The sequence below is a fragment of the Streptosporangium sp. NPDC000563 genome, assembly GCF_040299985.1.
GTDB lineage: Bacteria > Actinomycetota > Actinomycetes > Streptosporangiales > Streptosporangiaceae > Streptosporangium.
Window position 1 is genome coordinate 257,032 of sequence record NZ_JBEPDA010000007.1, and the last position, 14,415, is coordinate 271,446.

A 14,415-nucleotide genomic window follows, 5' to 3' on the forward strand; every position below is an offset into this window, starting at 1 on the left:
GGTCGGTCTTTTCCGGTTTCGGACGGCCGCCTCAGCCGCCCAGGTACTCCCCCGCCGCGTCGAGGAGCCAGGCCGCGAGGTAGGCCGCGAAGGACGAGCGTACGAAGACGTGGAACTCGTCGCCTCCGCGCGCGGCGAGGACGACCTGGGCTCGGGCGAGCATGGTCTGGGCGCAGCGGCCGGGGCCGAACACGCGAGGGTGCAGGTCGAGGGCGCAGCCGTGGGAGAGCAGGTCACGGGCCCTGGGACCGGCCACGAGCAGTACGGTCCGCTGGGCGGAGACGTCGGTGACGGCGGCGTGACCGGTTCCGGCCGCGGCTCGCAGCCGGGTCTCCAGACCCGTGTCGCCCGCGGGCCCGACGACGAGCCACTCGTCGGGACCGAGCCACAACACCAGGATGTCGCTCCCGGCCGTACCGGACGGCGGCACATCGTGGCCGGTGCTCGCGAAGGTGCCCGGCTCGACGGGGAGCGGGACGCCGAGGGCGGCGAGGGCGCCGGCGACGCCGGTCGCGGTGCCGCTCCCCGGCTCCACCCGCAGGTCGATCTGGGTGAGGAACGGCAGCTCCGCGATACGAAGGTCCTGGTTCGACACCGGTTCCAGCCGGGCGAGCGGGCTCAACCGCCCGGTCGGTGGCTCAGCCATCGCGGCGCGCTCCCTCGGGGTCGTAGAGGACGTGGTGGGTGACGGTGACGGGCAGCAGCTCCCCTGCGACGGGCACGTACAGCCGCTCGCCGACGCGTTCGCGCCCGCCGCTGACGAGGGCGAGGGCGAAGGTCCTGCCGAGCGCGGCGCTGCGGTAGCTGGAGGTGACGTGGCCGAGCGTGGGGACCGGCGGCTCGGGCAGCCGGTCGAAGGCCACCAGGTGGGAGCCCTCGGGCAGCAGGAGGTCCGGGTCGAGCGGCAGCAGGCCGACCAGATGCTTGCGGTCGGGCCTGGCGGTGTCGGCGCGGGAGAAGGAACGCTTCCCGAGGAAGTCGGCCTTCTTCTTGGACACCACCCACTCCATGCCGAGGTCGGCGGGGGTGACCGTGCCGTCGGTGTCCTGCCCCACGATGGGGTAGCCCTTCTCGGCCCGCAGCACGTGCATCGTCTCGGTCCCGTACGGGGTGACCGCCCCGGTGGCCTGGAGCGCCTCCCACAGGGCGAGCCCGTCCCAGGCGCTGACATTGATCTCGTACGCCAGCTCACCGGAGAAGCTGATCCGGCACACCCGCGCGTCCAGGCCCGCCACCCGGCCGTCACGCCACGTCATGAACGGGAAGCTCGCGTTGTCCACGGCGAGGTCGGGGGCGAGTGCTGCGAGCACCTCGCGGGAGCGCGGCCCGGCGAGCGCGACCGTCGCCCACTGCTCGGTGACCGAGGTGCAGTAGACCCGCAGCGACGGCCATTCCGTCTGCAGCCACTCCTCCATCCAGTCGAGGACGGCCGCGGCGTTGCCGGTGGTGGTCGTCACCAGGAAACGGTTCTCGGCCAGGCGGATCACCGTACCGTCGTCGAAGACCATCCCGTCGGGGCGGCACATCACGCCGTAGCGGATCGAACCGACCTTGAGGGTGCTCATCAGGTTGGTGTAGAGCCGGTCGAGCAGCTGCGCGGCGTCCGGCCCCTGAATGTCGATCTTGCCGAGTGTGGAGGCGTCCATCGCCCCGGCCGCCTCCCGCACGGCCCGGCACTCGCGCAGGACGGCGGCCTCCATGTCCTCGCCCTCGCGGGGGTAGTACCAGGGCCGCTTCCACTGGCCGACGTTCTCGAACGGCGCTCCGTGGGCCACGTGCCACTCGTGCAGCGCGGTGACCCGGACGGGATCGTGCAGCGCTCCCCTGTCGCGCCCGGCGAGGGTCGCGAAGGAGACGGGCACGTAGGGCGCGCGGAAGGTGGTGGTGCCCAGCTCCGAGACGTCCACGCCCAGGAGGTGGGCGACGACACCGCTGGTGAGCACCCCTGAGGTCTTTCCCTGGTCGTGCGCGGTCCCCGCGGTGGTGTAACGCTTGACGTGCTCGACCGAACGGAGCCCGGCCCCGGTGGCGCGCATGATGTCGGCGACGGTGACGTCGCGCTGCAGGTCGACGAAGTGGGTCCGGTAGTCGTCGGCGGGGACGAGCCACACGTGCTCGGAAGGGGCTCCGCCCAGTGTCCCGTCGGCTGTCTCGTCGGCCGTCTCCCGGAGGTTCGAGACCGCCTGCGTGTCCCGCGCTCCCCCGGCCCCCGCGGCCTCCGTCGCCTCCCGGGCGGACGTGTGGGGGGCGGTCGGGAGGGCACCGAAACCGGCCGCCTCGGCGGCCCGCGCTCCGGCGGCGGCGCCGTCCTCCAGGCAGGAGGCGAGGGTGCGGAGCCCTCGGGCGGCCCCGGCGACCTCGACGGCCTGACGGCAGGTTCCGGGGACGAAGGAGCCGAGCGCCTCGTCGTAGCGAAGTGTCCCCGACGCCTGGCTGAACAGGTGGACGGCGGGGTTCCATCCGCCCGAGACGAGCAACAGGTCGGCTTCGACCTCGCGTCCGCCGGAGGTTTCCGCCTCGGACGCGTTCGTCCCGGAAGCGTTCGTCCCGGAAGCGGGCGCCTCTGAGGCGACACCTCCGGGCGCGGCGGACCCGGACGCGGTGATCCCAGAGGCGACGGCCTCTGACGTGTTCGTCCCGGCAGCGGCTCCGGAAGGCGTGCCGACCTCGGCGGGTCTTTTCGAGACGGTCACGGAGGTGACGCCGCGGTCGCCGTTCACACGGGTGACGACGTGACCGGTGAGCACCTCGGCACCTCCGAGGCCCCCAGCAAGGCCCCCAGCAAGGTCCCCAGCGAGGTCCCCAGCGAGGTCCCCAGCGTCGTCCGTGCCGTCCACGTCGTCCGGACCGCTCAAGTCATCCGGGCCGCCCCGCCCCGCCGCCCCGCCGGGGCCGTTCCGGCTCGGGTCGGCGGCGAGGCGCGTGTCCACGACGGCGGCGATCTCGACGCCCGCGGCGGCCAGGTCGCGGGCCGCGGCGTAGGCGCTGTCCCCGGTGGTGAAGACCACCGCGCGGCGGCCGGGCAGGACCCCGTACCGGTTGACGTAGGCGCGCGCCGAGCCGGCGAGCATCACACCCGGCAGGTCGTTGCCCGCGAAGGCGATCGAACGCTCGTGCGCGCCCGTGGCGAGCACGACGCGGCGGGCCCGGACGCGCCAGACGCGCGTCCGGGAGGAGGCGTTCTCCCCCCTGCGTTCCACGGCGACCAAGTAGTTGTCGTCGTAGTAGCCGAACACGCTGGTACGGGTGAGCACCCGCACCTCGGGACGGGCCTCCAGCTCGGCCAGCGCGGTGGCGGCCCAGGTCGCGCCCGGGAGGCCGTCGACGTTCTCGCCGGTGTCGGGCAGGCTTCCACCCGGCGAGGGACGGTCGTCGGCGAGGATCACCCGGGCGCCCGAGGTGGCCGCCGCGGTCGCCGCCGCGAGGCCCGCCGGTCCCGCGCCGACCACCAGGACGTCGCAGTGCGCGTACACGCCGTCGTGGCGCGCCGGGTCGGGTTCGGCGGCGAGCCTGCCCCTGCCCGGCAGGCCGGTGGCCACCAGTCCCGCGTACAGCTCGACGACGGTGGCCTGGAGCATCGGCTCGGGGAAGGGGTGCTCGATCTGGACGACGGCGTTGGGTTCCTCGGTCCAGGCGGCGAAGATCCCGCGAGGGCGGCCGAGTGCGACGCTCGTCGCGACCGTACGGACGCCGTTGGCGAGCAGCGCGGCGGCGAGCGTGTCGCCCCGGTACCCCTCGTAGTCGCGGCCGTCGAACCGGAACGGCAGTGTCTCCCCGCGATGGCCCGCCCGGCGGAACGGCTGCTCGCTCACCGGCTCACCGGCCCCGGCTCGCCCACCCGGTAGACGGCGTGGAACTCGTTGGTGGCGGTGTCGCGGACCGCGTTGAACCAGCGGCGGCATCCGGCCACGTGGTACCAGCGCTCCGCGAAGGGCCCCTTGGGGTTGTCGCGGAAGAACAGGTATCTCGCCCACTCCTCGTCGGAGAGCGCGGCGGGGTCGTCGGGGTAGACGACGTGGGCCTGCCCGCCGTAGTGGAACTCGGCCTCGTCCCGTGGCCCGCACCACGGACAGGGGATCAGCAGCATCGGTCGGGCTCCTTCAGTGGGCCACCGCGGCGGCGCCGTGCTCGTCCACGAGCGCGCCGGTGGTGAATCGTTCGAGCGTGAAGGCGGCGTTGAGGGGGTGCGGCTCGTCGTGGGCGATCGTGTGCGCGTAGCACCATCCGACGCCCGGGGTGGCCTTGAAGCCGCCGGTCCCCCATCCGCAGTTGACGTAGAGACGGTCGACGGGGGTGAGCCCGACGACGGGCGAGGCGTCGGGGGTGACGTCGACGATCCCTCCCCAGGTGCGCAGCACGTGGGCCCGCGCGAAGACGGGGAACAGCTCGAGCGCCGCCGCCATCTGCCGCTCGATGATGTGGAACGCGCCGCGCTGCCGGTAGGAGTTGTAGGCGTCGATGCCCGCCCCCATGACCAGCTCGCCCTTGTGCGCCTGGCTGACGTAGACGTGCACCGCGTTGGACATGACCACCGTGGGGTGTACGGGCTCCAGCAGCTCCGAGACCAGGGCCTGCAGCGGGTGGCTCTGCACCGGCAGCTCCACCCCCGCCATCCGGCCGACGACCGAGGAGTGTCCCGCCGCGCACATCGCGACCCTGCCCGCGGCGATGCGGCCCCTGGTGGTGCGTACGGCCTGCACGCGGCCGTCCACGACGTCGATGCCGGTGACCTCGCAGTGCTCGATCAGGTCGACGCCCATCGCGGCGGCGGCGCGGGCGAACCCCCAGGCCACGTAGTCGTGCTTGGCGATTCCCGCGCGCGGCTGGTAGGTGGCGCCGAGGACCGGGTAGCGGGTGCCGGGCGAGACGTCGACGATCGGGCAGACCTCCTTCACCTCCTCGGGGCCGAGCCATTCGGCGTCGACGCCGTTGAGGCGGTTGGCGTTGACCCGGCGGACGCCCTCCCTGACGTCCTGCAGGCTGTGCGCGAGATTGAGCACGCCGCGCTGGCTGAACAGGAGGGGATAGCCGAGGTCCTCCTCCAGCCCCTCCCACAGCTTCAGCGAGTGCTCGTAGATGCCCGCGCTCTCGTCCCACAAGTAGTTGGACCGGATGATGGTGGTGTTGCGGGCCATGTTGCCGCCGGCCAGCCAGCCCTTCTCCAGCACGGCCACGTTCGTGATCCCGTGGTTCCTGGCCAGGTAGTAGGCGGTGGCCAGGCCGTGGCCTCCGCCGCCGACGATCACCACGTCGTAGGAGGGCTTCGGCTCGGGAGCACTCCACAGCCGGTCGGGGTGCTCGGGGAGCTCCTCGGTGCTCATCGTTCTCCTTTCGGCGTGGAGTCCTCCGCCTTCATGCACGGCAAGGAAGTCGACGTCGTCCCTTCTCGGTCCCTCGGGCGAGCCCGCACGCGGGCGGGTTCGGGCCTCGCGGAGTTCACGGGCATCCCCTTCGTTCCCGGTGCCCGGTCAGCCACGCAGGCGCTCCATCGCCGGGTCGTACAGCGGCTCCTCGGCGACGACGGCGGGCACCCGCTTGTCGAAGTAGCCGATGTGCAGCTCTCTCCCCGGCACGGACAGCTCGGCGGGCAGCCAGGCGTAGGCGATGTTCTTGCCGATCGTGTGGCCGTAGGCGGCGCTGGTGACGTATCCGGCGCGGGACGCGCCGTCGTACACCGGCTCCTTGCCCATCACGACGGCGGCGGGGTCGTCGACGGTGAGGCAGGTCAGCCTGCGCCGGGGGGTCGTGCCGCGCTCGGCGAGAGCCGCGCGGCCGATGAAGTCGCCCCGGTCGGCCTTGCGCACGGCGAAGCCGAGGCCCGCCTCGTACGGGTCGTGCTCGTAGGTCATGTCGGTGCCGAAGGAGCGGTAGCCCTTCTCCAGCCGCAGGCTGTTGAAGGCGCCGCGGCCCGCGGCGATGATCCCGTGCTCCTGGCCCGCCTCCCAGAGGGTGTCCCACAGCTTCGCGCCCATGTCGGCCGTCGTGTAGAGCTCCCAGCCCAGCTCCCCGATGTAGGAGAGCCGCAGCGCGGTGACGGGCACGGCGCCGACGTACGCCCGCGCGGCACGGAAGTAGCGGAAACCGCCGGGGCCGAAGGCGGGCCCGGCGAGCGGGGCGACGACCTCGCGGGCCAGGGGACCCCAGACGCCGACGCAGCAGGTTCCCGGCGTGATGTCGGTGACGGTGACCGACCCGTCGGCGGGCAGGTGACGGCGCAGCCAGTCGAGGTCGAGGTGGCCGTTGGCGCCGACCTGGAACAGGTCGCGGCCCAGCCGGGCGACGGTGATGTCGCTGCGGATGCCGCCGTCGTGGTCGAGCAGCAGGCAGTACGTGACCGAGCCGACGGACTTGTCGACGTCGCCCGTGGAGATCCGCTGCAGGAAGGCGGCGGCACCGCGGCCCGCGACCTCGATCCGCTTGAGCGCGCTCATGTCGTAGAGGGCGACGGCCTCGCGTGAGACCTGGGCCTCCGCGCCGACGATCGGCGACCAGTGGCGGGCGGCCCACTCGTTGGGGCGGGGGATGTCACGGCCGTCGAGCAGTGGCGCGTTGGCTCCGTACCACTGGGGCCGCTCCCAGCCGACGGCCTCGAGGAAGTAGGCGTCCAGCTCGCGCTGGCGGGCGTGGAAGGGGCTGGTGCGCAGCGGGCGCAGGTTCTCCGCCGGTTGGAGCGGGTGGATGATGTCGTAGACCTCGACGAAGTTCTGGCAGTCGCGGGTGCGGACGTACTCGGGGGCCAGCTGGTGGGCCTCGAACCGGTTGACGTCGCACTCGTGCAGGTCGAAGGAGGAGCAGTGACCGTCGGCCAGCCACTCGGCCATGGCACGGCCCACCCCCGCCGAGTGGGTGACCCACACGGCCTCGGCCACCCAGAAGCCCTCCACCTCGCGTGACCGTCCGAGCAGCGGCATGTTGTCGGTGGTGAAGGAGAACAGGCCGTTGATCCCCGCTTCGAGCTCGGCCTTCCCCGTGGCGGGCAGCAGCGCCTTCGTCTCGGCCCAGGCGGGGGCGAAGTCGTCGCCGGTGAACGCCAGCACCGAGGGCATGACCTCTGCGTCGGCGAGCGGGGGGATCTCCTCGGCGGTGATCGGCATCGGGCGGTGGCCGTAGTAGCCGACGCCGAGCCGGTCGAAGCGCTCCCGGTAGTACAGGTCGGCGTCCTGGTGACGCAGGATCGGCCGGACGGCCTCGCCGGCCTGTCCGGCGAGCGCGGGGACGGGACCCGTCCAGGCGAACTGGTGGGCGAGGGGGGTGAGCGGCAGCGTCATGCCGACCATGCCCGCGACCTTGGGCCCCCAGATCCCGGCACAGCAGACCACGAGGTCCGCGGGGATCTCGCCCCGGTCGGTGACGACGGCCGCGACCCGGTCGTCCTCGACGCGGATGTCCAGCACCTCGTGCCGGTCGAGGACGCGAACACCGCGTTCCTGCGCGCGCGCGAGCTGGACCTCGACGGCGCGTACGGCTTTGGCCAGGCCGTCGGTGGGGACGAACAGCCCTCCGAGGATCCTGTCCCGGTCCAGCAGGGAGTGGCGCTCCACGCACTCCTCGGGGGTGAGCACGCTCGCCTCGATCCCCCAGGAGGTCGCCCAGCCGTGGCGCCGGTGCAGCTCGGCGAGCCGCTCTGGCGTGGTGGCCACCTCCAGGCCGCCCACCTGGAGGAAGCAGTCGAGGTCGACGAGCTTCTCGACGGTGTAGCGGGCGAGCTCCGCCATGGTCTTGGAGGGGTTGGTCTGGAAGACCAGGCCCGGCGCGTGGGAGGACGATCCCCCGGTGGCGGGCACGGCGCCCTGGTCGACGACGGTGATGTCGTTCCAGCCCCTGGCCGAGAGCTCGTCGGCGAGGGCCGCCCCGACGACCCCGGCTCCGATGATGACGACGCGTCGGCCCGCCATACCCACCTCCGTCGTTGCGCAGTCCGAAACGAAGTGCGCTTCCCGCAACAGATTGTCCTCCCGTCTCCAACACTGTCAAGAACGGGCCGGCGGTCGTCCACGGGAAACGGCGAACGGGGACAGCCGGTCCCGCTCCGTCCCCTTGCGTTCTGAATCACTCCGGGTCTGATGTACCCCGAGTTCGGATACGTCGTGGCCGACGAGCTTGGCCAGGTGCGGCGTCACGAGCATCTCCGAATCGAAGCGGAAGACGCTCATCGCGATGTGCTCGTCTCCGAACTTCGCCTCGATGCCGGGGGCCGTCGGCGTGGACGATCTCGTCCACGCGGATGGTCATCCAGGGGTTGGTGTAGACGACCCGGCTGGAGATCTGCTCGACCACGATCCTCGCCGTAGCCAATGGAAGGTTCCAGGTAAGCGGACAACCGTAATAAACCAGTCAGTACGGCACGTTTCCCCCAGGGAATATGTACGACATATCGCCGTAACGGATGGTCTATAGCGTCACGCGCAATACCGGGTTCCTCAAGGAGCACGTGGTGCGCAAAGTCCTCATCTCCCTCTCCCTCTCCTTCACCCTCGTAGCCGTGCAACCCCAGCAGGCCAACGCCAAGGTCAAACTCGATCTTGAGACGTTGACCGGCGCCGAGGCCGTCTCCCTCATGGCCGCCGGCAAGCTGACCTCGGTCGACCTGACCAAGGCGTACATCGACCGGATCACCGCGCTGAACAAGCGCGGGCCCGGCCTGAACGCCGTCACGGACCTCAACCCCAACGCGTTGAAGGAGGCCGAGGCGTACGACCGCCTGCGCAAGAAGGGCAAGTCGCTCGGCCCCGCCATGGGACTGCCGATCCTGCTCAAGGATCTGATCGACGTCGAGGGCATGCCCACGACGGCGAACAACTGGTCACTGCGCCGGTCCTTCCCGGCCTCCGACGCCGGCATCACCAAGAAGCTGAAGGAACGCGGCGTCGTGATCCTCGGCAAGGTGGGCCTGTCGGAGTACGCCAACAGCTTCGGCTCGCAGCCCTCCGGGTTCGGCAACTACGGCGGCCAGGTCATCAACGGCATCGACGCCGACCAGAACCCCTCCGGGTCGTCGTCGGGCACCGGCGCGGCCATGGCCGCGGCGCTGTCGACGCTGGGCATCGGGACCGAGACCTCCGGTTCCATCATCTCGCCGTCGAACGCGCAGTCGCTCGTGGGTCTGCGGCCGACCGTGGGTCTCGTGCCCGGTTACGGCATCGCGCCCATCTCGGCCTCGCAGGACATCGCCGGCCCGATGGTCCGCACGGTCTCCGACGCCGCGCTCACACTGGCCTCGATCGCCGGGCCCGACCCGGTGGCCGACGCCGGGTACAAGGCCATGTTCGGCGACGACTACATCGCCAAGGGCATCATCCCGCCGCTCCCCGCGACGCTGCCCGACTACACCAAGGCCATCGATCTCGGCTTCGTGCGCGGCAAGAAGATCGGGTACAACGGCACCCTCACCGAGGGCAGCCCGCTCAAGATCGCGTACGACGCCCTGATCGCCGCCGGCGCCATCCTGGTGCCCCGCCCGCAGGCGACGATCCCCTCGCTGCCCGCGCTGCCCAGCGGCTATGAGCAGCACAAGAGCATCGACTCCTACTACGAGCGGCTAGGCCCGCAGGCGCCAATCAAATCGCTGGTCGAAGAGGTGCAGGTCAACCAGGCCGAAGCTCACCAGGCGCTCAAGTTCGGCAACGTCAACCACCTGAACTCGTCGCAGGCGGACGTGACCCCGGGTGGCGCCAACGAGCAGGCGTACCGGACGAACCTCGCGATCCGTAAGGCCGCCTGGCACAAGGCCATCGACGACATGGTGACGTACACCAACTCGGACCCGGCGCAGCCGGCCGACCCGGTGATCGCCATCCTGGGCGGCGCGCCGAGCGCCCCGCAGGCCGGTTACCCGTCGATCACGATCCCGATGGGCTACACCGCGACCCATCGGCGCGCCCAGAACGTGCTGGTCCACGGCAACGCCTACAGCGAGTTCGACCTGCTCGGCGTCGCCTACGTCATCGAGCAGGCCACCAAGCTGCGCCGGCCGGCCAGCCTCGTGAACCCGAGCATGTACCGCTGCGCGAAGACGACCCCGGCTCCGCCGTTCGCCGGGCGCGGCGCCTGCAACCCCGACTACGACGCCGTCCTCAAGGTGACCGGCTACGACTCCCGGCCGCTCGGTTTCTCGCTGGAGACCGAGACGGCGCAGAGCCTGATCCAGAAGCTGAACAAGGACGAGGTCTCGGCCGAGGAGCTCACCCGCGCCTACCTCGACCGCATCGCGCTGACCAACGCCGAGGGCCCGGCCACCCAGGCCGTCCGCGAGATCAACACCGACGCGATCAAGGAGGCCCGCAAGCTCGACCAGGAGCGGGGGAAGCACCGCACCGGCAAGCCCACCGGCCCGAACGACAAGCGCCCGCCGCGTCCGGCCCTCTGGGGCCTGCCGGTGCTGGTCAACGACACCATCGACGCCAAGTCGCTGTCGACCACGGGCGGCTCGATCGCCCTCCAGGGTCTCAAGCCGGCCAACGACTCCGCCCTCGTGGCGAAGCTGAAGGCCGCCGGCGCGATCGTGCTCGGCAAGACCAACGTCACCGAGCTGAACGGCGTCTTCGACGCCAACCTGCCGAAGGGCTACTCCTCGCTCGGCGGCCAGGTCCTGCTCCCGAACGACACCGACAAGACCCCGGCGGGTTCGTCGGCCGGCGCCGCGGCGGCCACCGCCTCGGGTCTGGCCGCGATCACGATCGGCATGGAGACCTCACTCGACTCGGCGCAGCTCCTCGCCCCGGCCGACGCGGCCGGTGTGGTGGGACTCAAGCCGACCGTCGGCCTGGTCAGCACGACCGGTGTGCTCCCTGTGGCCAAGTCGCAGGACGCCCCCGGCCCGATCACCCGCAGCGTCGGCGACGCCGCGACGATCCTCAACGTGATCGCCGACCCGGCGAGCCCGGTCGACTACACGAAGGACCTCAAAGCCGACGCCCTCGCGGGCAAGAAGATCGCCGTGGTGTCCAGCACGAGCGCCCCCTACCAGGAGGCGATCGCCAAGCTCCAGGGCCTCGGCGCGACCGTCACCCAGGTCTCGATCGCCACACCGGCCGCGACCGACAGCGTCGTCGCCACCGAGTTCAAGCGTGACCTGAACGCCTACCTCGGCGCGGCCAAGCCCGGCACGACGCTGCGGAGCATCATCGACTACAACAACGCCAACCCGGTCGAGGGCCTGAAGTACCAGCAGGGTCAACTGCTGGCCGCCCAGGCGATCGACCTGTCCGACCCCGCGACGAACGCCAAGTACACGGCCGACCTGGAGGCCGGCAAGGCCGCCAACAAGGCCGTCCTGGACACCGTCCTGAGCGGGTACGACCTGATCCTGGTCCCGAGCGGCAGCAACGTGATCGGCTACGCCGACCGCGCCGGCTACCCCGCGCTCACCATCCCCGCCGGGTATGGCGCGCAGCAGAGCTCGTCGGGCCGCAACCCCATCGGTGTGACGCTGATCGGCGGCGCCTTCTCGGAGGCGAAGCTGCTGGCCGGCGGCTACGCGCTGGAGCAGGCGATCGACGACCGCCTCGCCCCCAGCTACACCAACCCCAGCATGTGGCGCTGCGTCCCGGAGAGCACCTTCTTCACGGGCGAGTTCTGCCTGCCGGGCGACCGCCTGTCCCCTCGTTACAAGGGCTGACCACCGGTTGAGGAGAAGGGCCCGCGGTCTCCCCCGCGGGCCCTTCTCTCGTTGCGGGGGTACGACCTGAGGTGCTCATGCAAGGCGCAGAGGCCATGGATGACATCTTTGGGAGTCAGTCGCCCACGCCCCGTTCCGAAGATCAGGAACGGGGCGTTTTTGCTGGTGGGCACTACCGGGTTCGAACCAGTGACATCTCGCTTGTAAGGCGATCCGAGCAGGGGCACGACCAAGGCGGATACCGGCGCCGACCTGGGCGTACGGTCCACGATCGTCCACCGTCGTCCGCCCCCGTCCGGGGTCGTTGTCACCCAGTTGGTCACTCACCCATGCCGTCTTCCTAAGCGAAGTCATTGTCGATCTCGAAGGAAGCGGAGAACGGAAGTTCCCGCTCGACAGACCTCCTTGGCAGGCTCGGCTCCGGAACCGAGCGAAATTCCTTCTCAGGCCATCGCAGCATAGAGACGTCTCCATGGTTTCTGGGGATTGCCAGCGACCTGTGCCGCTTTTACGCTCCGTCCATGGCGGACATCAGCTATCTCGAAGCGTGGCAGATGTGGCTCCAGGGAAAGCCCACCATTGGGAACGACATGCTCGGTGTGCCGATGTTGTGGTGGGGGCGCGCTGGGAAGATCCTCACGTTTGTAGCCGGCGCCGTAGTCCTCATTGACCTGGTCGGGCCAGAGAAGCTCTCTCGCTACGGTGACCGTCTGGTGCAGTTCATGACTGCCCGACCCGTTCTGGGCCCCGCCGGTGCTGGCTCTGCCGCGGGAGCAATCACCTCGCTACTCATCATCGGAGTTACTGAGCCAATGGGGAACTCACAGGCGCGGGCCTGGCTCGCGGTGGCGGGCGGCAGCACAGCAGCCTCACTGGTGTTTATTATCGGCTTCGCGTTACAGCATCCTAATTTCGCCTCGGTGGCACGGTGGGTATCTGTGGGACTGCTCCTGATCGGCTTCCACTTCGACCTGCTCGCCTCTTAGGCGATCCGAACGGGGGCATGACTAGGGACGATACCGGCCCTGACCTGGGCGTACGGTCCACGACCGTCCACCGTTGTCCGCCCCCGTCCGGGGTCGTTGTCACCCAGAACTGGCGCTCCCCGCAGGCTTGCGTGGCTCCTCTGCCCAGACGTCCCGCCCGTTGCCCCACAACTCGGAGGCGTGGTAGCCGAACCGGTCGAACAGCCCGTCGTCCTGGTAGCGACGGAGGTGCATCATCGGCGAGTCGTGGCCGACGAGCTTGGCCAGGTGCGGCGTCACGAGCATCTCCGAATCGAAGCGGAAGACGCTCATCGCGATGTGCTCGTCTCCGAACCTCGCCTCGATGCCGGGCACGTCCCGAACCTGCTCGATCTCCGAGAGGGTGATCCGGATGCGGGTGGAAACCGTCAACGGAACGCTCTCCACCTCCTCCCGGCGGCGGGTGACCTCACTGTCCGGATCACCGATCAGAAAGCGGATCTTGCACCCTTGCTCGGCCTTGCGCTTGAGGACCTTGGCGAGGTTGGGGTGCTCCAGCCACAGGAAGTAGTTGGTGTACCCGGCGAAGACGATCTCGTTGCGGGCCGAGGTGATCAGGTTGCGCCAGATCGACTTGGGGCACGCCGACCGATAGGGGTAAACGGTCAGAACCTCTCGATCCGGGCCGGTTTTCACGGTGTTACGGATAGCCTCTGGCCACAACACGGACGTATCAACTCCTAATGCCTCGGCGGCGGCCAACTGGTGCCGGAGGTGTGGGACTCGTGCCTCATCCTGTAGCCAGCGTTCCACCGTTTTAACGTCCACCTCGCAGCGGTCTGCCAGGTTCTGGTTGCTCAGCTTCGCATCGAGCATGGCGCGGCGTAAGGGGACGTTGGCCACGGTGCACCTCGGGGAGTGAGGACGTCAAGGACGTTTTCGACTCTAACTTTGAAACGTCCTGGACGTCTCTGGAACGCGGTGGGTTCGTCACTCAAATGGAACAACGCTTACTCCATGTCAACACCCGTGATTCTGGAAGACCTCCAGGCAGCATTTCCCGGATGGTGTATTTGGCGTAGTTCTGCGAGCCGTTTGTGGGCCACCCGGAACGGTCAGCACCTTACCGGCGAAGAGATAAATCGTGGCCTTTACCGGACGATCGACGCCGACGACGTCACCGAACTCGCCCAACAGCTCCGCCACCAAGAGGAGTTGGAGGCATGAGCACCCTTGACGGGAGAGGGCCGGCTCAGCGATGCCCGGCGGCCCTGGCTGCTGAGCGCCTGCGCATCGGCCTCGAACACTGCGGCATCTCAGCCGACGTCCACCAAGGCCACGGCGTCTCCCTGCTCTCGGTCTGGACTAATCTCGTGGTCTGGACGGACGGACTCGCCTACCGCTGGTGGGCCGGGAAAATCTCAGCGAAGACGGGCCGCCGACTGTACAGGGTCTACGGCGTGGACAACCCGATCACCGTCGCTCACTGCGTCGCCCAGCAGTACGCAGAACTCCGCAAGGTGTCCCCCTGGCCCAGGGGTATCGCGGAGCGCATGTCGTGATCCTGCTCGACGAGTGCCTGAGCCCGCATGTGGTGATGCCGCAGCGAGACCACATCCGTCTGGATTGGCGAGAGCCGTACCCGACGCTCGAACGGGCACGCTCGGTGGCCTGGACCTGTTCGTGCCGTGCCACGGTCTACGAACTATACGAAGGGGGCGGTCGAGCATTCATTCGGCGAACCCTCCAACTCGATAACGGCCATCAGGTCCACGAGACCTCCACCTGGCCGATCAGCGGAGCTCGGGCGATATGGACGGCGTTGCTCTCCGG

10 protein-coding genes are annotated in these 14,415 nt (G+C 69.8%); 3 read left to right on the forward strand and 7 right to left on the reverse strand.

From position 1 onward, the window contains the following. Positions 1–31 precede the first annotated feature (31 nt). From ABT352_RS19815 to ABT352_RS40780, 6 genes are all read right to left on the reverse strand, one after another. A complete protein-coding gene (locus tag ABT352_RS19815) occupies positions 32–646 on the reverse strand; it encodes a sarcosine oxidase subunit gamma (RefSeq protein ID WP_350946321.1) in 615 nt (204 codons plus the stop codon). Further along, a complete protein-coding gene (locus ABT352_RS19820; RefSeq protein ID WP_350946322.1) occupies positions 639–3,812 on the reverse strand; it encodes a 2Fe-2S iron-sulfur cluster-binding protein in 3,174 nt (1,057 codons plus the stop codon). Before ABT352_RS19820 ends, ABT352_RS19815 begins: the two co-directional genes overlap by 8 nt. Continuing rightward, on the reverse strand, positions 3,809–4,087 hold the full coding sequence (locus ABT352_RS19825) for a sarcosine oxidase subunit delta (protein WP_350946323.1): 279 nt from the start codon (positions 4,085–4,087) through the stop codon (positions 3,809–3,811). Before ABT352_RS19825 ends, ABT352_RS19820 begins: the two co-directional genes overlap by 4 nt. A gap of 13 nt (positions 4,088–4,100) precedes the next feature. Continuing rightward, the gene (locus ABT352_RS19830) at positions 4,101–5,321 is read right to left on the reverse strand and encodes a sarcosine oxidase subunit beta family protein (RefSeq protein ID WP_350946324.1); all 1,221 of its coding nucleotides are present in this window, start codon (positions 5,319–5,321) and stop codon (positions 4,101–4,103) included. Positions 5,322–5,468: 147 nt separating this feature from the next. Continuing rightward, positions 5,469–7,895, reverse strand: coding sequence for a GcvT family protein (locus tag ABT352_RS19835; RefSeq protein WP_350946325.1), 2,427 nt, complete (start codon positions 7,893–7,895; stop codon positions 5,469–5,471). Positions 7,896–8,049: 154 nt separating this feature from the next. After that, positions 8,050–8,277 (reverse strand): hypothetical protein, encoded by a 228-nt coding sequence (locus tag ABT352_RS40780; protein WP_502992875.1) that lies wholly within the window; start codon positions 8,275–8,277, stop codon positions 8,050–8,052. A gap of 157 nt (positions 8,278–8,434) precedes the next feature. Between ABT352_RS40780 and ABT352_RS19840 the strand changes: the two genes are divergently transcribed. Next, positions 8,435–11,617, forward strand: coding sequence for an amidase family protein (locus tag ABT352_RS19840; RefSeq protein ID WP_350946326.1), 3,183 nt, complete (start codon positions 8,435–8,437; stop codon positions 11,615–11,617). A gap of 521 nt (positions 11,618–12,138) precedes the next feature. Further along, complete coding sequence (locus ABT352_RS19845; protein ID WP_350946327.1) at positions 12,139–12,603, forward strand: hypothetical protein; 465 nt, start codon at positions 12,139–12,141, stop codon at positions 12,601–12,603. A 99-nt stretch (positions 12,604–12,702) separates the two neighbouring features. On the opposite strand, the gene ABT352_RS19850 is transcribed toward ABT352_RS19845, so the two are convergent. Next, positions 12,703–13,278, reverse strand: coding sequence for a DUF5919 domain-containing protein (locus ABT352_RS19850; protein ID WP_350946328.1), 576 nt, complete (start codon positions 13,276–13,278; stop codon positions 12,703–12,705). A 527-nt stretch (positions 13,279–13,805) separates the two neighbouring features. Here ABT352_RS19850 and ABT352_RS19855 point away from each other — a divergent pair. Further along, positions 13,806–14,144: a hypothetical protein gene (locus tag ABT352_RS19855; RefSeq protein ID WP_350946329.1), complete on the forward strand. Its 339-nt coding sequence runs from the start codon at positions 13,806–13,808 to the stop codon at positions 14,142–14,144. Positions 14,145–14,415: the final 271 nt, after the last annotated feature.

Coding starts and splice junctions, on each gene's coding strand:
- ABT352_RS19815 (WP_350946321.1), bottom strand. CDS start 646: ATGGCTGAGCCACCGACCGGGCGGTTGAGCCCGCTCGCCCGGCTGGAA.
- ABT352_RS19825 (WP_350946323.1), bottom strand. CDS start 4,087: ATGCTGCTGATCCCCTGTCCGTGGTGCGGGCCACGGGACGAGGCCGAG.
- ABT352_RS19845 (WP_350946327.1), top strand. CDS start 12,139: ATGGCGGACATCAGCTATCTCGAAGCGTGGCAGATGTGGCTCCAGGGA.
- ABT352_RS19830 (WP_350946324.1), bottom strand. CDS start 5,321: ATGAGCACCGAGGAGCTCCCCGAGCACCCCGACCGGCTGTGGAGTGCT.
- ABT352_RS19835 (WP_350946325.1), bottom strand. CDS start 7,895: ATGGCGGGCCGACGCGTCGTCATCATCGGAGCCGGGGTCGTCGGGGCG.
- ABT352_RS19855 (WP_350946329.1), top strand. CDS start 13,806: ATGAGCACCCTTGACGGGAGAGGGCCGGCTCAGCGATGCCCGGCGGCC.